General features: G+C 33.1%; 14 protein-coding genes. 11 read left to right on the top strand and 3 right to left on the bottom strand.

Features of this window, described 5'->3' with window-relative positions:
* The 7 genes from CW733_RS02030 (at position 1) to CW733_RS02000 (ending at position 9,577) form a co-directional block, all read left to right on the top strand.
* Entirely contained in the window at positions 1–456 is a 456-nt protein-coding gene (locus CW733_RS02030) for a MarR family winged helix-turn-helix transcriptional regulator (protein WP_100995219.1), read from the top strand.
* 1 nt (position 457) lies between these two features.
* Positions 458–2,866 (top strand): 3-hydroxyacyl-CoA dehydrogenase/enoyl-CoA hydratase family protein, encoded by a 2,409-nt coding sequence (locus CW733_RS02025; RefSeq protein WP_100995217.1) that lies wholly within the window; start codon positions 458–460, stop codon positions 2,864–2,866.
* Positions 2,867–2,871: 5 nt separating this feature from the next.
* Positions 2,872–4,065, top strand: coding sequence for an acetyl-CoA C-acyltransferase (locus tag CW733_RS02020; protein WP_100995215.1), 1,194 nt, complete (start codon positions 2,872–2,874; stop codon positions 4,063–4,065).
* A 59-nt stretch (positions 4,066–4,124) separates the two neighbouring features.
* Positions 4,125–5,927 carry an acyl-CoA dehydrogenase family protein gene (locus CW733_RS02015; RefSeq protein ID WP_100995214.1) on the top strand — a complete coding sequence of 601 codons (1,803 nt, stop codon included), beginning with the start codon at positions 4,125–4,127 and terminating at the stop codon, positions 5,925–5,927.
* 160 nt (positions 5,928–6,087) lie between these two features.
* Positions 6,088–7,734 carry a M1 family metallopeptidase gene (locus CW733_RS02010; protein WP_100995212.1) on the top strand — a complete coding sequence of 549 codons (1,647 nt, stop codon included), beginning with the start codon at positions 6,088–6,090 and terminating at the stop codon, positions 7,732–7,734.
* Between the two features lie 2 nt (positions 7,735–7,736).
* Complete coding sequence (locus CW733_RS02005; RefSeq protein ID WP_100995210.1) at positions 7,737–8,309, top strand: YdeI family protein; 573 nt, start codon at positions 7,737–7,739, stop codon at positions 8,307–8,309.
* Between the two features lie 56 nt (positions 8,310–8,365).
* The gene (locus tag CW733_RS02000; protein WP_100995208.1) at positions 8,366–9,577 is read left to right on the top strand and encodes a bifunctional alpha/beta hydrolase/OsmC family protein; all 1,212 of its coding nucleotides are present in this window, start codon (positions 8,366–8,368) and stop codon (positions 9,575–9,577) included.
* Positions 9,578–9,639: 62 nt separating this feature from the next.
* Here CW733_RS02000 and CW733_RS01995 read toward each other — a convergent pair whose 3' ends face one another.
* Entirely contained in the window at positions 9,640–11,106 is a 1,467-nt protein-coding gene (locus CW733_RS01995) for a sigma 54-interacting transcriptional regulator (protein WP_100995207.1), read from the bottom strand.
* 68 nt (positions 11,107–11,174) lie between these two features.
* Positions 11,175–12,302: a VWA domain-containing protein gene (locus CW733_RS01990; RefSeq protein WP_100995204.1), complete on the bottom strand. Its 1,128-nt coding sequence runs from the start codon at positions 12,300–12,302 to the stop codon at positions 11,175–11,177.
* A 97-nt stretch (positions 12,303–12,399) separates the two neighbouring features.
* On the opposite strand from CW733_RS01990, the gene CW733_RS01985 reads away from it, so the two are divergent.
* From CW733_RS01985 to CW733_RS01970, 4 genes are all read left to right on the top strand, one after another.
* Complete coding sequence (locus tag CW733_RS01985) at positions 12,400–15,600, top strand: hypothetical protein (protein WP_100998609.1); 3,201 nt, start codon at positions 12,400–12,402, stop codon at positions 15,598–15,600.
* A 71-nt stretch (positions 15,601–15,671) separates the two neighbouring features.
* Complete coding sequence (locus CW733_RS01980) at positions 15,672–16,229, top strand: superoxide dismutase family protein (protein ID WP_100995202.1); 558 nt, start codon at positions 15,672–15,674, stop codon at positions 16,227–16,229.
* Positions 16,230–16,251: 22 nt separating this feature from the next.
* On the top strand, positions 16,252–16,782 hold the full coding sequence (locus CW733_RS01975; protein ID WP_100995201.1) for an RNA polymerase sigma factor: 531 nt from the start codon (positions 16,252–16,254) through the stop codon (positions 16,780–16,782).
* A gap of 1 nt (position 16,783) precedes the next feature.
* Positions 16,784–17,584 (top strand): anti-sigma factor domain-containing protein, encoded by an 801-nt coding sequence (locus tag CW733_RS01970; protein WP_100995199.1) that lies wholly within the window; start codon positions 16,784–16,786, stop codon positions 17,582–17,584.
* Between the two features lie 547 nt (positions 17,585–18,131).
* Here CW733_RS01970 and CW733_RS01965 read toward each other — a convergent pair.
* The gene (locus tag CW733_RS01965) at positions 18,132–20,381 is read right to left on the bottom strand and encodes a TonB-dependent receptor domain-containing protein (protein ID WP_100995197.1); all 2,250 of its coding nucleotides are present in this window, start codon (positions 20,379–20,381) and stop codon (positions 18,132–18,134) included.

The raw sequence follows: 20,381 nt of genomic DNA, 5'->3' as shown, positions 1-20,381 counted from the left end.
ATGAAAGATAAAACCATAGACTATTTACTTCGTACCACTTGGTTAGCAGTAAATAAAATGTATAATGAAGAAGCTGCCAAATTCGACTCTACTATGGCAACTGGTTTTACTTTACTTAGTATCGATCCAGAAAACGGAACACCTTCAACTTCTTTAGGCCCTATTATGGGAATGGAAGCTACTAGTCTATCTCGCATTCTAAAAAAAATGGACGAGCTTGGTTTAATAGAACGTAAACCAAACCCAGAAGATGGTAGAGGCGTACTTATTCACTTAACAGACTTCGGAAGAGAAAAAAGAGAATATTCACGAGATCGTGTATTAACTTTTAATGACACCATAAAAGAACACGTTTCTGAAGAAAAACTAAAACACTTTCAAGAAGTTACAGAAACAATTAGCGAATTGATTTCTAACAAAAAAATATACAATCAAAAAGAACATACTTTAAAATAAGATGAGCAAACGTAGAATAAAAAAAATAGCCATTATTGGTTCAGGAATTATGGGAAGCGGTATCGCTTGCCATTTTGCTAACATTGGAGTTGATGTTTTATTATTAGACATCGTACCAAGAGAGCTTAATTCTAAAGAAAAAGCAAAGGGATTAACTTTAGAAGACAAAGCTGTAAGAAACAGATTAGTAAACGATGCCTTAACAGCATCAATAAAATCTAAACCTGCACCACTCTATAATGCATCTTTTGCAAATAGAATTACTACAGGAAACTTAGATGATGATATCGCTAAAGTAAAAGATGTAGATTGGATTATGGAAGTTGTAGTTGAAAGACTCGATATCAAACAACAAGTTTTCGAAAAATTAGAAAAATACAGAACTCCAGGAACGTTAATTACTTCGAATACTTCTGGTATTCCAATTAAATTTATGAGCGAAGGACGTAGTGAAGATTTCCAGAAGCATTTCTGTGGAACACACTTTTTTAATCCTGCACGTTACTTAAAATTATTCGAAATCATTCCTGGACCTAAAACAGATACGTCTGTTTTAGATTTCTTAAATGGTTACGGAGAAAAATTCTTAGGAAAGACCTCAGTAATCGCTAAAGATACACCTGCCTTTATTGGTAACCGTATTGGAATTTTTAGCATACAAAGTTTATTTCACGCAGTTAAAGATTTAGATTTAACGGTTGAAGAAGTAGATAAATTATCAGGACCAGTAATTGGTCGTCCAAAATCAGCAACTTTTAGAACAGTTGATGTTGTTGGATTAGATACTTTGGTTCACGTTGCAAACGGAATTAGAGAAAACTGCCCTAAAGACGAACGTTTAGAGTTGTTTAAATTGCCAGATTTCATCAATACCATGATGGAGAATAAATGGTTAGGAAGTAAAACTGGTCAAGGTTTTTACAAAAAGACAGTTTCAGCTGAAGGCAAAAAAGAAATTTTAACTTTAGACTTAAACACTTTAGAATACCGTGAAGCTAAACGCGCAAAATTTGCAACTTTAGAATTAACAAAATCTATTGATCACGTTGCAGACCGATTTAAAGTATTAGTAAAAGGAAAAGATAAAGCCGGAGAATTTTACAGAAAAAGTTTTTCTGCATTATTCGCTTACGTGTCAAACCGTATTCCTGAAATTACTGATGAATTATACAAAATTGACGATGCCATGAAAGCTGGTTTTGGTTGGGAACATGGTCCTTTCCAAATCTGGGATGCTATTGGTGTTGAAAAAGGAATTGAAATGATGCAAGCTGAAGGTTTAAAACCTGCAGATTGGGTGCACGATATGGTTGCTTCAGGAAGCGATAGCTTCTACTCTATTCAAGATGGTGCAACTTATAGCTATGATATTCCGAAGAAAATACAAGAAAAAATCCCTGGACAAGATTCATTTATCATTTTAGATAATATTAGAAAAACAACCGAAGTTTTCAAAAACTCTGGTGTTTCTGTTCAAGATTTAGGAGATGGTATTCTTAATGTAGAGTTCCAATCTAAAATGAATACTATTGGTGGTGACGTTTTAGCAGGATTAAATAAAGCTATTGATATGGCTGAAAAAGATTTTGCTGGATTAGTTGTTGGAAATCAAGGTCCAAACTTCTCGGTTGGTGCAAACATAGGCATGATTTTTATGATGGCTGCCGAACAAGAATATGATGAGCTTAACGCAGCTATTAAATATTTCCAAGACACAATGATGCGTATGCGTTATTCTTCAATCCCAACAATTTCTGCTCCTCATGGAATGGCGCTTGGTGGTGGTTGTGAAATATCACTACACGCAGATAAAATTGTAGCAGCAGCAGAAACTTATATGGGACTTGTAGAGTTTGGTGTAGGTGTTATTCCTGGTGGTGGTGGTTCTAAAGAAATGGCTTTAAGAGCATCAGATACTTTTAGAAAAGGTGATGTGCAGTTAAATACACTTCAAGAATACTTTTTAACTATTGGTATGGCAAAAGTATCTACTTCTGCTTACGAAGCATTCGATTTAGGTTTAATGCAAAAAGGAAAAGATATCGTTGTAGTTAATAAAGACCGTCAAATAGCAACTGCAAAAGCACATGCTAAATTAATGGCAGAAGCTGGTTATACACAACCTGCAAAACGTAACGATGTATTAGTTCTTGGTAAGCAAGCTTTAGGGATGTTTATGGTAGGTACAGATTCTATGAAAGATTCTAACTACATAAGTGAACACGATATGAAAATTGCAAATAAACTAGCCTACGTTATGGCTGGTGGTGATTTATCTGAACCAACTTTAGTTACCGAACAATACTTATTAGACTTAGAGCGTGAAGCTTTCCTTTCGCTTTGTACAGAACGTAAAACTTTGGAAAGAATTCAGCATATGTTAACCAAAGGGAAACCTTTAAGAAACTAAGAAAAATGAAAACAGCATATATAGTAAAAGCATATAGAACAGCAGTTGGTAAAGCACCAAAAGGCGTGTTCCGTTTTAAAAGAACAGATGAATTGGCAGCAGAAACCATCAAATACATGATGAAGGAATTGCCTGGTTTAGATCCAAAACGTATTGACGATGTTATTGTTGGTAACGCAATGCCTGAAGGTGCTCAAGGATTAAATATGGCGCGTTTAATCTCTTTAATGGGATTAGAAATTGTTGATGTTCCTGGTGTAACAGTTAATCGTTTTTGCTCTTCAGGAGTAGAAACTATTGGTATGGCAACAGCAAAAATACAAGCCGGAATGGCAGATTGTATTATAGCAGGTGGAGCTGAAAGTATGAGTAGTGTCCCAATGACTGGTTTTAAACCAGAATTAAATTATGACGCTATTGTAAAAGGAGGCCATGAAGATTATTATTGGGGAATGGGAAATACTGCAGAAGCTGTTGCAAAGCAATTCAAAATATCTCGTGAAGATCAAGATGAATTTACATTTAATTCTCATATGAAAGCATTAAGAGCGCAAGCTGAAAATCGTTTTCAAGATCAAATTGTACCAATTGAAGTAGAGCAAACATATATTGATGCTAACGGAAAGAAAGCAACAAAATCTTATACAGTAACTAAAGATGAAGGACCTCGAGCAGGAACTAGTAAAGAAGCTTTAGCAAAACTAAGAGCAGTATTTGCTGCTGGAGGAAGTGTTACTGCTGGTAACTCATCTCAAATGAGTGATGGTGCTGCTTTTGTAATGGTTATGAGTGAAGACATGGTTAAAGAACTAGGTTTAGAGCCAATTGCAAGAATGGTAAACTATGCTGCTGCTGGTGTTGAGCCTCGTATTATGGGTATTGGACCCGTTAAGGCTATTCCAAAAGCATTAAAACAAGCAGGTTTAAAACAAGATGATTTATCGTTAATTGAATTGAATGAAGCTTTTGCTTCTCAATCTTTAGCAGTTATTCGTGAGTTAAACTTAAATCCAGATATTATTAACGTAAATGGTGGTGCTATTGCACTTGGTCACCCATTAGGTTGTACAGGAGCAAAACTATCTGTACAGTTATTTGATGAAATGCGTAAGCAAAACATGCAAGGTAAATATGGTGCAGTAACAATGTGTGTAGGTACTGGACAAGGTGCTTGTGGAGTATTTGAATTTCTTTCTTAAAAAAGAATCAAACCCAAAAAACTAATAAAAAAAGAGAACAACAAGATTATAATATAGCTATGGCAACAGAAGAAAAAGAATTATTAAGAGGTGGACAGTTCCTAGTAAAGGAAACAAATTGTGAAGATGTATTTACTCCTGAAGATTTTTCAGAAGAACAAAACATGATGAAGGAAGCGGTTATGGAATTTAACGACCGTGAAATTATACCACACAAACCTCGTTTTGAAGCTAAAGATTATGCATTAACAGAAGAAGTTATGCGTAAAGCTGGTGAATTAGGATTTTTAGGTGTAGCTGTTCCTGAAGCTTATGGCGGATTAGGAATGGGCTTTGTATCTACAGTTTTAACTTGTGATTATATTTCTTCAGGAACTGGTTCTTTTAGTACTGCATTTGGAGCACATACAGGTATTGGTACTATGCCAATTACATTATATGGTACAGAAGCTCAAAAGCAAAAATATGTTCCAAAACTATCTACTGGAGAATGGTTTGGATCTTACTGTTTAACTGAACCTGGTGCAGGATCTGATGCTAATTCAGGAAAAACAACAGCTGTACTATCAGAAGACGGTAAATCTTACAAGATTAATGGTCAGAAAATGTGGATTTCAAACGCAGGTTTTTGTACAGTAATGATTGTTTTTGCTCGTCTTGAAGATGATAAAAATATTACTGGTTTTATTGTAGAAAATGATGCTGCAAATGGTATTACAATGGGTGAAGAAGAACACAAATTAGGTATTCGTGCTTCTTCTACGCGACAAGTGTTTTTTAACGATACAGTTGTACCAATCGAAAATATGTTAGCTGGTCGTGGCGAAGGTTTTAAAATTGCCATGAATGCACTTAACGTTGGACGTATTAAATTAGCAGCTGCTTGTTTAGATTCTCAACGTAGAATTTTAACATACGGCGTAAAATACGCAATGGAGCGCAAGCAATTTAAAACACCTATTGCAGATTTTGGAGCAATTAAAATGAAGCTAGCAAAAATGGCTACTGATGCTTATGCTGGTGAATCTGCAACTTATAGAGCTGCAAAAAATATTGAAGATAGAATCGCTTTACGTGAAGCTGCTGGAAACACACACCAGGAAGCAGAACTTAAAGGTGTTGAAGAGTATGCTATTGAGTGCTCAATATTAAAAGTAGCAGTATCGGAAGATGTACAAAATTGTGCAGATGAAGGTATTCAAATCTTTGGTGGTATGGGCTTTAGTGAAGAAACTCCTATGGAATCTGCTTGGAGAGATGCACGTATAGCACGTATTTACGAAGGAACTAACGAAATTAACAGAATGTTATCTGTTGGTATGTTAGTTAAGAAAGCAATGAAAGGTCACGTTGATTTGTTAGGACCAGCAACTGCTGTAGCTAATGAGTTAATGGGAATTCCTTCTTTTGAAACACCAGATTATTCTGAATTATTTTCAGAAGAAAAAGCAATTATTGGTAGACTTAAAAAAGTATTTTTAATGGTTGCAGGTGCAGCTGTTCAAAAATATGGTCCAAAAATGGAAGAACACCAACAGTTATTAATTGCTGCTTCAGATATCTTAATTGAAATCTATATGGCTGAATCTACAATTTTAAGAACTGAGAAAAATGCTAAACGTACAAGCGAAAAAGAACAAGCTGTACAAATAGCAATGTCAAAATTATATTTATATAATGCAGTTAGTATCATTGAAAACAAAGGAAAAGAAAGTGTTATTTCTTTTGCTGAAGGAGATGAGCAACGCATGATGTTAATGGGACTTAAACGTTTCACAAAATATACAAACTTCCCAGATATCGTTGATTTACGTAATGAGATTGCTGAGAAAGTAAAAGAAGAAGGTAAATATTGCTTCTAAAAATTAAGTTTTAATTAAATAGTTAAAAAGTCGTTTCTTTATTAGAAACGGCTTTTTTTTGATTCGAAACAAAACCTAAGAATTAAATTAATAGTTAAAAACCGCTTCAGATTGAAGTGGTTTTTTATTTTTCATTAATTTAGAAGAAAATTTAATAGTAATGAAAAACACAATCTACCTACTACTCTTCTTTGTACTTTCACCATATATAACAACACAAGCCCAAGGCTTACTACAAGAAAAAAACAATTTTACTAGACAAGACACGCTTAGAGGCAGTATTACTACAGAACGCGAATGGTGGGATTTAACCTATTATCATTTAGATATTAAAGTTAATCCTGAGGATAAAACAATTTCTGGAACAAACACGATTCAGTATACCGTTTTAAAACCGAATCAAGTTTTACAAATCGATTTACAAGATCCTTTAGAATTAACTAAAGTCACTCAAAATGGTAAAGTATTAGAGATTAAACACGATGGAAACGCACATTTTGTAACACTTAAAGAACAACAAAATATAGGCGAAATAAATAGTGTAATTGCATATTACCAAGGTAAACCACGTGAAGCTGTTAGAGCGCCTTGGGATGGTGGTATTTCTTGGAAAAAAGACAATAACGGAAATCATTTTGTAGCCTCGTCTTGTCAAGGACTTGGAGCAAGCGTCTGGTGGCCAAACAAAGACCACATGTACGACGAAGTAGATAGTATGCTTATTAGTGTAAACGTACCAAAAGGCTTAACAAACGTCTCTAACGGAAGGCTAAGAAGTGTTGATGAGAAAGAAAACACAACAACCTTTAATTGGTTTGTAAATAACCCAATTAATAATTATGGTGTAAATATTAATATAGGTGACTATGCTAATTTCTCTGAAGTTTTTAAAGGAGAGAAAGGTGATTTAGATATGAATTATTATGTATTAAAAGATAATCTTGAAAAAGCTAAAGAACATTTTAAAGATGCTCCTAAAATGATGAAAGCATTCGAACATTGGTTTGGACCTTATCCTTTTTATGAAGATAGCTTTAAATTAGTAGAAGTCCCATATTTAGGTATGGAACACCAAAGTTCTGTAACTTATGGTAACAAATATATGAAAGGCTATTTAGGACGAGATTTATCTGGAACTGGATTAGGCTTAAAATTCGATTTTATTATTATTCATGAAGCTGGACACGAGTGGTTTGCTAACAATATTACTAATATAGATATTGCCGATATGTGGATTCACGAAGGCTTTACAGCCTATTCCGAGAACATTTTCTTAGATTTTTACTACGGAAAAGAAGCGTCTGCAGATTACGTTATTGGTACTCGAAAAAACATACAAAACGATAGACCTTTAATTGGACAATACAACGTTAATAACGAAGGCTCTGGAGACATGTATTACAAAGGTGCAAACATGCTGCATACTTTACGTCAAATGGTTAATGATGACGAAAAATGGAGACAAATGCTTCGCACTTTAAACTCTAAGTTTTATCACCAAACTGTAACGACACAACAAATTGAAGACTGCTTAGCTGAAGAATCTGGTTTGGAATTGAAAGGTTTTTTTAATCAGTATTTAAGAAGTATAAAAATTCCTGTTTTAGAATATAAAGTTGAAGGCAAAAAACTAAACTACAAATGGACTAATACTGTTGATGACTTTGTAATGTCAATTCAAATTGAAATTAATGGAGAATCACAATGGATTACACCTTCTTCAGAAAATAAAACATTAAAATTAAAGTCTAAAAATGCTAAAATAAAAGTAGATAGAGATTTTTATATAGATATAAAAGTACTCTAAATATGGATTTAGAAGAACTCTATTTTAAATCTGATACAGAATGGCGAGAATGGCTACATAGTAATCATGATAGTGATAATGGTATCTACCTCATCTTTTACAAAGTTGACCATAAAAACGAAAGTATGCGTTGGGAAGAAGCCGTAAAAGTGGCGTTATGCTATGGTTGGATAGATTCTACAGTAAAAAGTTTAGGTAACGGTAAACGCAGACAATACTTCTGTAAGCGTAATCCTAAAAGCGTTTGGAGTGCATTAAACAAAAGACATATTAAAGCCTTACTTGCCGAAGACTTAATGCATAAAAAAGGTTTAGAAATTATAAAAACCGGAAAGAAAAACGGAAGTTGGACGGCTTTAGACACTGTTGAAAAAGGTATTATTCCAGAAGCATTACAATTGGCTTTTAATAAAAACTCTAAAGCTTTTGAAAATTATAACAACTTTGCGCCTTCCTATAGAAAACATTACTTGTATTGGTTAAACCAAGCCAAAAGAGAAGCTACAAAAGAGAAAAGAATTACAGAAATAATAAAATTTTGCATGGCTAATATTAAATCTCGCAATACGTGGTAATTTCTTTATTTTGAAAGACTACAAATATTTTTCGACTGAATAAAAAAACCATCAAAATGAATATTCAAAAAATAAATTTCACTAACGCTGAAAGTCAACAATTAGTTGGTAGATTAGAGCTTCCTATAAATCAACATCCTCATAATTTCGCCATATTTGCGCATTGTTTTACTTGTAATAAAAACTTGTCTGCAGTAAAAAATATTACTCGAGAATTAACGTCTAACGGCTTTGGAGTGTTACGTTTCGATTTTACTGGTTTAGGCGAAAGTGAAGGTGATTTTGAAAATACTAACTTTTCAGGAAATGTAGAAGACTTAATTAGTGCTTCAAATTATTTAAAAGAAAACTATACTGCTCCTACCCTATTAATTGGACATTCTTTAGGTGGAGCAGCAGCAATTTTTGCAGCAGCAGAAATAGAATCTATAAAAGCTGTTGCAACTATTGGAGCGCCTTCAAACCCTAAACATGTTCAAAATTTAATACAAAGTAGTGTTGATGAAATTAAAACTACAGGAAAAGCCAACGTTAATATTGGAGGAAGACCATTTACAATAAAAAAGCAATTTTTAGATGATATAGAAACGAAGTCTTTACCAGACGTTGCTAAAAACTTACGTAAAGCAATATTAGTAATGCATTCTCCACAAGACGCGACTGTTGGTATTGAAAATGCTGAAGAGATTTATGTTTCAGCAAGACATCCAAAAAGTTTTGTTTCTCTTGATGGAGCAGATCACTTATTAATGCGAAAAGAAGATTCTATTTACGTTGGAAGTGTAATTGCTACTTGGGCAAAACGTTATATTTCTATTCCTAATACAGAAACTATTTCTACTTCTCATCAAGCTGTAGCAAGTTTAGATGCTGAAGATGGTTTTACAACGCAAATGACAGTAGGAAGCCATACTATGATGGCAGATGAACCTACAAGTTATGGTGGTAACGATTTTGGGCCTTCGCCTTACGAGTTGGTTTCCGCAGGACTATCTGCTTGTACAGCAATGACTGTTCAGATGTACACCAAACGAAAAGGCTGGGATTTAGAAAATATAGAAGTACACACGTCGCACTCAAAAGTACCGACTCCTATTTTAGAAAACGATGAAACTAAAGAAATCCAAATAGATACTTTTAGTAGAGAGATTAAACTAAAAGGAAATTTAGACGATAAACAAATACTACGTGTTCTTCAAATTGCTAACAAATGCCCTGTACATAAAACACTGCATAGCGATATCGAAGTGGTTACTAAATTGGTTTAAATAAAAAAGCGCATCATTAAAATTAATGATGCGCTTTTTAAATATATTAAAAATTCAGATTATTATATTCCACTTATAAAACTCCCATAAGGATCTTTAAACTGAATACCTTCAGTAAATCTGTACTTACTTAATTGCTTATACTGTACTAATCCCCAAAGCACAAACTCTTTAATAAAATAGCTTTCTTCTTTTGCTAGATTTGGTTGGTATTTACCTAACAAATCATCTAAAGGAGTTACTGCATCTAATAAAGCTTTATATTCTTTATCACTTAAATCGTCCAACAATTCAAAACCATCACGATTATTAAAGAACCAGGACACAATATCATCATAAGGACTTTCGTCTTCCTGTTTTTTTAATTTTTCAATCTCAGGAAAGAACTCTGGAAACAAACTTTGTACAGCTTCGTCAATTAATTTAAAAGCCACTTGTGCTGCACCTTCTTGTTCTCCTTCGTAAACCAATTCTACTTTTCCAGTTATTGCTGGAATAACACCAATAAAATCGCTTAAACGTACCATTGTATTTTTATCCCCAGATTTTAGAGATCGCAATTCGGCAGTACTTAAAAGGTTCTGGTAAGCTGTAATACTTAGACGCGCACTTACACCACTTTTAGCATCTATATATTCGCTTTCACGTGCTTCAAAAACAATCTGCTCTAATAAGTCTTTTGCTAATTCTGGCACTTGTATTGCTTCAGATTGTGCTTTATCTAAATTCGCCTCTTGCTCTGTAATTAATTTTGCAGTTTCAATATCTGTTGGATAATGCGTTAAAATTTGTGAACCAATTCTATCTTTTAAAGGTGTAACAATGCTACCTCTATTGGTATAATCTTCAGGATTGGCAGTAAATATAAATTGCATATCTAAATTCAATCGTAATTTAAAACCACGAATTTGAATATCTCCTTCTTGTAAAATATTAAATAAAGCCACTTGTATTCTGGCTTGTAAATCGGGTAATTCGTTTATAACAAAAATACAACGGTTTGCTCTTGGTATCATTCCGTAATGAATCACGCGATCATCTGCATAACTCAATTTTAAATTTGCTGCTTTTATTGGGTCTACGTCTCCTATAAGATCAGCAACAGTTACATCTGGAGTTGCTAATTTTTCTGCAAAACGCTCACTTCTATGTAACCATGTAATTGGTGTATCATCACCTTTTTCTTTAATCAATTCAATAGCAAAACGTGATATTGGTTGTAATGGATCATCGTTAATTTCACTGCCTTCAACTAAAGGAATATACTCGTCTAACAGATTAAGCATTAAACGCGCTAAACGTGTTTTTGCTTGACCACGCAAACCTAACAAGTTAATATTATGTCTTGATAAAATGGCACGTTCTAATTCAGGTATTACGGTGTTTTCGTATCCATGAACACCTTCAAACGTTGTTTCTTTATTCTTTATTTTTTCAATTAAATTATCTCTTAATTCATCTTTAATCGATTTGCTTTTATATCCAGTATTTTTTAAATCGCCTAAAGTTTTTATATTTTTTATATCCATAATTTTTTAAAATCTTTTTCAATTGAGTAGAAAAGCTATTCTTTTTTACTCCAAATTTTCACTTTTTTTTATCCTTTAATTCTCTTTTTTCTATTGGTTTCATAATCTTCAAAAATCATTTCACCTAAACCTTTTAAGCCTGTATAAAATGCTTTTCCTTGATTTGCTTTTGTAAACGTTTCTACAAATTGTTGTAAATATGGATCTTGAGCAATCATAAAAGTAGTAATTGGTATATGCAATTTCCTAGCTTGTTGTGCCTGTGCATAACATTTATTTGTAATGTATGGATTTAGTCCGTTACTATCTTTGTAATAAGTACCATCTGGCATTTTCAAACAACTTGGTTTCCCATCGGTTATCATAAAAATTTGCTTATTGGTATTACGCTTTCTGCGTAATAAATCCATTGCCAATTTTAAACCTGCAACTGTATTTGTATGGTATGGTCCAACATTAAGATATGGTAAATCTTTAATTTTAATTGGCCAAGCATCATTACCAAAAACTAAAATATCTAAGGTGTCTTTTGGATAACGTGTGGTAATTAATTCGGCTAAAGCCATGGCTACTTTTTTAGCAGGAGTGATACGGTCTTCACCATACAAAATCATACTATGGCTAATGTCTATCATTAAAATAGTACTCATTTGCGATTTGTGTGTGGTTTCTTCCACTACCAAATCATCTTCCGTTAATCTAAAATCACCAATACCGTTATTAATTTGGGCATTACGAAGACTTTCGGTCATGGACACTTTATCCATACTATCGCCAAATTGGTAATTTCTAAAATCGCCTGTGTGCTCATCTCCTATTCCAACACCTTTACTTTTATGGTTACCGCTTCCACTACGTTTTATGTTTCCAAAGATTTGATCTAATGCAGATTGCCTAATAGCGCGTTCCGTTTTAGCAGTAATTCCAGTGCCTTTTTTACCATCTGGTTTTATCTCGTCTCTTATATAACCTTTTGCTTTTAGATCTTCAATAAAATCTTCGATAGTATATTCTGGAGTAGTAAGCTTGTATTCTTTGTCTAGTTCTTTTAACCAATCTATAGCTTCATCAAAATCTCCAGATGTATGCGTAATTAGCTCTTTAAAAATATCGAAAAGAATTTCGAAAGGTGATTGTGATGGTGCTTCGTATTGTTTAAACACGAAACCTTTTTTGTGTAATTTATCTTTTTTCATTGCTCTATAAAAATACGATAAAATAGCATCTAAATAAACCTCTTAACATCTATTTAAGATTATGTTTCTTAACTTTATACAAACTAATTTACCAAAAATGAAAAAACTATCCTTTCTACTTTTATTACTCCTCTCTTTCACAGCGTTTTCACAAGAGTTCTCTATGGACTTAGTAAAAAACATGAAACCAAGAAATATAGGTCCAGGCGGAATGTCTGGTCGTGTAACTGCTATTGATGCAGTACATAGCAATCCAGATATTATGTACGTTGGTACAGCTTCTGGAGGTTTATGGAAATCAATTTCTGGAGGTATAAAATGGGAACCTCTTTTCGATAAGGAAGTTACATCGTCTATTGGTTCTGTTGCTATACAACAATCTAATCCTAGTGTTATTTGGGTTGGAACTGGTGAAGGCAATCCTAGAAATAGTTTAAATGGAGGTTACGGAATTTATAAATCTTTAGATGCTGGAAGAAGCTGGAAATCTATGGGTTTAGAAAAGACACGACATATTCACAGAGTTGTTATAGACCCTACAAATCCAGATATAGTTTATGCAGCAGCCATTGGCAGTCCTTGGGGAGAACATAGTGAACGTGGTGTGTATAAAACGACAAATGGCGGAGAAACTTGGAGCAAAATTCTATTTGCAAACAATAAAACTGGAGCTGCAGATTTGGTTATGGATCCTTCTAACCCAAATAAATTAATTGCGACGCTTTGGGAGCACAAACGTGAACCTTGGTTTTTTAATTCTGGCGGAAAAGGTTCTGGTTTACATATTACTCACGATGGTGGAAAAACATGGAAACAAATTACTGAAAAAGAAGGTTTTCCTAAAGGAGAATTAGGTAGAATTGGTGTAGCTATTGCTCCAAATAAGCCTAATATTATCTATGCTTTAGTTGAAGCTAAAAAGAATGCATTGTACAAAAGTGAAGATGGTGGTTTTAGTTGGAAAAAAATTAATGATAAAAGCGATATTGGCAACAGACCTTTTTACTACTCTGAAATTTATGTCGATCCTCAAAATGAAAACAGAGTATATTCTGTTTTCACCTACATTAATGTGAGTGAAGATGGCGGAAAAAACTTTAAACAATTAATGCCTGCCTATGGTGTTAGTAATGGTGTGCACCCAGATCATCATGCATGGTGGATACATCCTGAAAATGGAAATTTCATGATTGACGGAAACGATGGAGGCATGAATATTACAAAAGATGGCGGGAAATCTTGGCGTTTTATTGGCAATATGCCTGTAGCTCAATTTTATCATATTAACGTGGATAATGAGTTTCCTTACAATGTTTATGGAGGTATGCAAGACAATGGTTCTTGGCGAGGACCAGCTTATGTTTGGAAAGCGCAAGGTATTAGAAATAGCTATTGGCAAGAAATTAGTTTTGGTGATGGTTTTGATGTTATTCCAGATCGTGACGACTCGAGATATGGTTGGACCATGAGCCAGCAAGGATACGTAAGTAGATACGATTGGCAAACAGGAAATAATTATGGTGTGCAACCAACACATCCTGATGCAGAAGTATTGCTTCGTTTTAATTGGAATTCTGCAATAAACATTGATCCTTTTAGTAATAAAATACTTTACTTCGGAAGTCAGTTTGTACATAAATCGAATGATAAAGGTGATACTTGGGCAGTTATTTCGCCAGATTTAACAACCAACGATCCCGAAAAACTAAAACAACGTGATAGTGGTGGAATAACCATTGATGCCACAGGAGCCGAAAATCACTGTACCATTTTAGTTATAGAACCTTCTCCAATTGAAAAAGATATGCTTTGGGTTGGAACAGACGATGGTAAAGTACATGTTACCCAAAATGGTGGTAAAACCTGGGATGATGTCAGCAAAAACCTAAGAGGTTTACCAAAAGGCAGTTGGATTGTTCAAATAAAAGCAAGTAATAAGAAAAAAGGTGAAGCCCTTTTAGTTGCCAACGATTACAGACGTTTTAATTTCGAACCTTACGCTTACCGAACGACAAATTATGGAAAGTCTTGGGAACGTATTGTAGATACTAACGATGTTAAAAGTTACACATTATCAATAGTTGAAGATTTAGAAGAACCAAACCTGCTTTTTTTAGGTACAGACGATGGTTTATATGTTTCTATAAATGCAGGGCAAAAATGGACTAAATGGACAGAAGGTTTCCCAACAGTTCCTGTAAAAGATTTAGTTATCCATCCAAGAGAACACGATTTAGTAATTGGAACTTTTGGTCGTGCAGCTTGGGTTTTAGACGATTTAAGACCGTTGCGAGCCATTGCTAGAAATGAAATAGCAAATACTAAATTAGAACTCTTCTCTCCTCCTACTGCTTACAAAGCAGCTTACCAACAAGCAACAGGAAGTCGTTTTGGTGGTGATGCTATGTATTCTGGCGATAATAGAGATTCTGGAGGACGCTTTAGGTATTTTGTAAAGGTTGATGAAACTAAAAAAGAAGAAAAGAAGGATGATGAAAAAGAAGATGAAGAAACTACTGAAGAAAACGAGAACGTAGTAAAATGGGATTCAATTACAATGAAAATCTATGACAACGATAAATTAATAAGAACCATTAAACGAAAAACTCCAGATTCTACAGGAATATATAATTGGTCATGGAGATTGCGAGAAAAAGGAGTGGATTATCCTTCAAAATCAATAAGAAAAAGAAAAAATGAGCCAAGTGGTGTTTCGGTTAAGCCAGGAAAATATAGAGCTGTGATGCATTATGGTAATTTAATTTCAGAAGAATTAATTACTGTAAAAAATGATCCACGAATTGAGGTTTTAAAGGAAAATACAGACGTTATTTATTCAGCATTAAAAGTTATTGGGTATAATAGACAAACAATGGCTGATGCTACTAAGCAATTAGCTGAAAGCAAGCAGACAGCAGAGAAATATAAAAAAGACCTCAACGCTTTAGATAAAGAAAAATACAAAGAAGAAATAAAAGCGTCCAAAGAGATAATTAAAAAAATAGACATATTATTCGCTATTTATTTTGGAAAAGAAGACAAACGTCAAGGTATTACACGTAGTAATCTACCAACTGTAAATTCTAGATTAAATAAGGCAAATAATTATATTCGTTCTAGACAAAATGGTTATACTATTACCGAAACCGATCTATTTAATCATGCAATAAGTGCACTAAATGAAGCCTTAAAAAAAACAAATACATTCTTTAAAGACGAATGGAAACCTTATCAAAATAAAATTGAAAATCTAAGCATTTCAGAATTTAAAGAGATAAAAGAATTTAAAATAGATTAATATGTAGATTCTTGCAAAAAACCATTAATAACCTTAACTTCCTAAATTATAATTTTAAACTAATTATCACCATGAAAAAAATAGTATTATTCTCATTATTAACTGTTTTCGCATTCACAACAAGTTGTAAGAAAGACGCAAAAGACAAAGTTGAACCTACAACTGAAGCTGAAAAAGCAGTAAAAGTAAAATTTGCACTATCTCCAAAAAGCGGTAGTACAGTAAAAGGTAATGTTGTATTTACGCAACTAAATGGAGAAGTTGAAATGACTGCCATTTTAGAAGGCTTAAATTCTGGTGAACACGCAATACATATTCATGAAACGGCAGATTGCTCATCAGACGATGGGAAATCTTCTGGTGGACATTGGAACCCAACTGCCCAACCACATGGGAAATGGGGAGATGCAGCAGGTTTTCACAAAGGAGATATAGGAAACTTTACAGCAGATGCTAGCGGATTTGCTATAGTTAATAAAACTACAGACCAATGGTGTATTGGCTGTGGAGACGAAACTAAAGACATTTTAGGAAAAGCTATTATTGTACATGAAGGTGTAGACGATTTTACCTCACAGCCAAGTGGAGCAGCAGGAAGCAGAGTTAGCTGTGGTGGTATTATTAAATAAATTTTAACTACAAAAAAAGAATATGCAATTAGAAGCTTTAGTAGCTAAATTTCAAAAAAAGGACGAAAGAGCTTTTGAGAAATTATACAATATGTACAGCGAAAGTATGCATGGTGTTATTTACAATATCGTTAGAGATCACGATATTGCTCAAGAAGTCATGCAAGATGTATTTATAAAAGCATGGCATAAAGCCGACTCTTACAGTTCTAGTAAAGGACGATTTTTTACTTGGATTCTTAATATTGCTAGAAATGCAGCAATAGATAAAACACGTTCTAAAAGTTTTAAGAACAGTTCTAAAAACCTTAATGCCGACTATTTCGTAGATATACTACCAACTCAAGATAACCTCGACAACTCTACCGATGCCATTGGCATTGCAAAGTTTGTTGGGAAACTAGCCGATAAATGTAAAAAGGTTATAGACCTACTTTACTTTAAAGGTTATACGCAAAAAGAAGCGTCTGAAACACTCGACATGCCTATTGGGACTATTAAAACTCACAATAGAAATTGTATTAAGGAATTAAGAGAAATGGTATTAAATTAAAATGGAAAAGGAACAATACATAGCATCTGGAATATTAGAACTTTATGTTGCTGGTTCATTAACTGAAGCAGAAAACAAAGACGTTTATAATATGATGCTAAAACATCCTGAAGTACTTCAAGAGGTTTTAGACATAGAAGCTGCAATAATTAAACTAACTAAAGCTGCAGCTCCAAAAGATAAAGTGATTTTTAATTCTATATTAAATAAATTAAAAGACACAGATAATGATACAAAAGTAGTTTCATTAAATAATAAGCCTAAAAATAGTTGGTATAATTACACTGGTTGGGCTGCTGCACTTATTTTTGGTGGTGGATTATTATGGATGAATACTCAAAACAATGCATTAGAAACGCAAATTACCGAAATACAAACTGAAAAGGATTTCTTCGAAACTCAAATAGAAGATTTAAATTCTGATTTAGTTGATTCTAAGAAAATAATTAATGTGTTTAGAGATAAGGATATTATTAGCGTGCCACTTGCTGGACAAGCTGTATATCCTGAAGCTTATGCAAAAGCATATTGGAATAAAGAGGATAAAACAGTTTATTTAGATTTAGCAGGCTTACCAGAACCTCCTGAAGGTAAGGTTTACCAAATTTGGTCTTTAACTTTAAACCCATTAACACCTACTAGTTTAGGTACAATAGATGATTTTAAATCTGATGATAATAAGATTTTTAGTCTAGAAAACACTAACGAATCTCAAGCCTTTGGTATTACATTAGAACCAGCTGGAGGAAGTGTTTCTCCTACGCTAGAACAATTATATACATTAGGAGTTATAGAATCTTAATAAAAAAATTACACCTACTTAAACAGCCTCAAATATATATTTGAGGCTGTTTTTTTTGCTACTATATGCTTGATTCATTTTAAATATAATTGATAATGAATTTGAGACATCTTACTCTATCAATTATTAAGCTCTAGCCATCTTTTTATGCTGTAGTCTTTACTATAATTTTTTACTAGATGAGATAGAAGAAACAATCCTTATTAGCGTTGCTCTATTTAATATTAATACATAGATTAAAAAGAAACTAAATGTGATTTAAGGTTATCGAATTACTATTTAAAAAAAAGAGACTCAAATATAATGTTTGAGCCTCTAATTATAAAGTAATCCTCTTCCCTGAAAAGATCACTTTAATTAATAAAGAAAGTCCTTACTTATCTAGTTAAGAACATAAGCAAGGTACTTTCCAATCAACCAACAAAAAAACAAACAAAACTTTCTAACTTTTTCATAGCTTAGACTTTATATTTTACTGATTTTTATACTGATTACAAACTACTTACGTAAATAAAGTAATTATGGTTTTATATTAAACACATTACTATTAAAAATTATAAGTTAATGTTGCTTTAGCATTAAATGGTGTTCCAGGAGTAAAATGAATTTCTTCCACAGATTCCGTTTCATTTTGCAATCTAGACTCTGTTAAAAACTGTGTTTCGTTCCAATCTGTATCAAATACATTTTCAATAGCTATACCTAAAGTAAGATTAGAATTCACCTCATAATTTAAATTAAAATCTGTAACAAAATAACCTTCAGCAGTAACAGAATAGTCTTGGTTTGCAGCTCTATCATCTAAAAAACGATAGCGTAAAGCACCCGAAAAACCTTTATAATCGTTTAATGCTAATCCACCAACCATAGTAAAACTTGGTGCTAATGGAATATAATCTTCGCCATCTTTCTCCTCTACGCTTCTCGCTTTAGTTAAGGTTGCATCTGTATTAAAGTATAGGTACTTATTTAATTGGTATCTTAAACCAAAATCTAAACCTAGACGTTCTGTTTTTCCGCTAGGTTCTACAATTCCAGCATCTCCAACGTAAACAAATTCTTGCTCTAAAAATAAATACCAAGCTGTAGTATTTATTACCAAATTTTTAGTTGGCTTCCATACATTACCAAAATCCACTCCATAAGCTCTAGGTAAAACATTCTTACCTTCTTGGCTTACCACTACTCTAGTATCGTTAGAATGGAAACCAATTCCAGACTTTAAAAACCATTGTAGATTGTTGTTTTTGTTGTACTGTATATTCAATTTTGGTAATAATGCCGTTTTGGTTTCCGATTGTGTTTTATAATCTTCAGTTAAATCATCATTATATAAAAACTTAAAATATTCTAATCTTAAACCTGGTGTAATTTTTAAATTACCTAAATCGAATTCAGCTTTATAATACCCAAATGCGTTGGTTTGGTTTATATCTCCAAGCTGTAAATATTCTAAAGTGGTATTTCGGTTTAAAGTATGAGACAACTCTACATCATTAACTCTATCGTGTCTTAAACCAAAACCACTGGTTACTTCAATAATAGCATTATTAAAAGCATTCTGTTTTTTAATTTCGGTATTAAAACCAAAAATTGAGCGCTCTTCTTTTTGCTTAATTTGATCTCCATTTATAGGATCGTCAAGAAAAAACGTAAAGTTTGAATATAACTCGAAATCGTAATACGAATAAAATGTATTAGATTTTACCGTCATGTCGTCACTTGTAAAAAACTTATGCTCTAAGTTTATATTTGTTCTACTGGTATTTCCTCCTTCGGTATTATCAATAGCTCCAAAACGATCTATTTTTCCGCTTTTAACTGCACGATTAGGAACCTGTCCAGAAGCATCCCAACGACTAGTAAAATGTGTTATTGTTGCAGAAATCTTGTTTTTGTTTTCGAGTAAAGTAGTATACTTTCCAATTAGGTTTAATCTATTAAAGTTCTGTGAAGTATTAAAAGGCCCTTCAGTTTCAATATACTCAATACCTGCATAAGCATTACTTTTACTGTTTCTATCTGTAAGATTAAATAACCCTAGCGTTCTTATGGAATTAAAATCTCCATAAGACACCTTTACAATATTACTTTCAAGACTACTTTTTGTTTTAAAACCGATGTAACCTGCAGTAGTAAAATCTTTTGCTTGTGCACAATACGGTCCTTTTCCAAAATTAATATTATCTATTGTTTCTGGAATTACAAAGTGTAAATCACTATAGCCTTGACCATGTGCATGAGAGACATTATTTACAGGAATTCCATCTACATTTATAGAAACGTCTGTTCCATGATCGATATCGAAACCTCTTAAAAAAATCTGTTCTGCTTTTCCTCCTCCTGCATGCTGACCAATTATTAATCCTGGTACTTTTCTTAAAACTTCTTGCGAAGAATTAATAGGTGTTGTTTGTAGATCTACCTTTACTAACGTATTTAAAATGTTTTTTTGCTCTGTTAAAACAAGTTCATCAAGTTGAAAGATTCTAGAATCTAAATCTACTATTATCTTTTCCTCAAAATCTTGTTGACTAAGGATAATTTCTCTCATTTTAAAGCCTAATAAGTTAACTGTTATTGTGTCGCCAACATTGTTATTTTCTAGAACAAAATATCCATTATCCGCAGTATGTGCATGCGATTCTGTATTTAAATTATAAATATAGGCGGTGCTTAAAGGTTGTTTACTATTGTTGTAAACATACCCTTTTATTTGTTGTGCAGTAAGTATTTTGAAGCTTAGAAAAAAAACAAAGTATAATGCGATTTGCAGGATACTCTTTACGTTTTTCAT

Source organism: Lacinutrix sp. Bg11-31, assembly GCF_002831665.1.
Classification (GTDB): domain Bacteria; phylum Bacteroidota; class Bacteroidia; order Flavobacteriales; family Flavobacteriaceae; genus Lacinutrix.
Note: the sequence above shows the minus strand (reverse complement) of the source record. Positions and strands in the feature narration are given on the sequence as shown.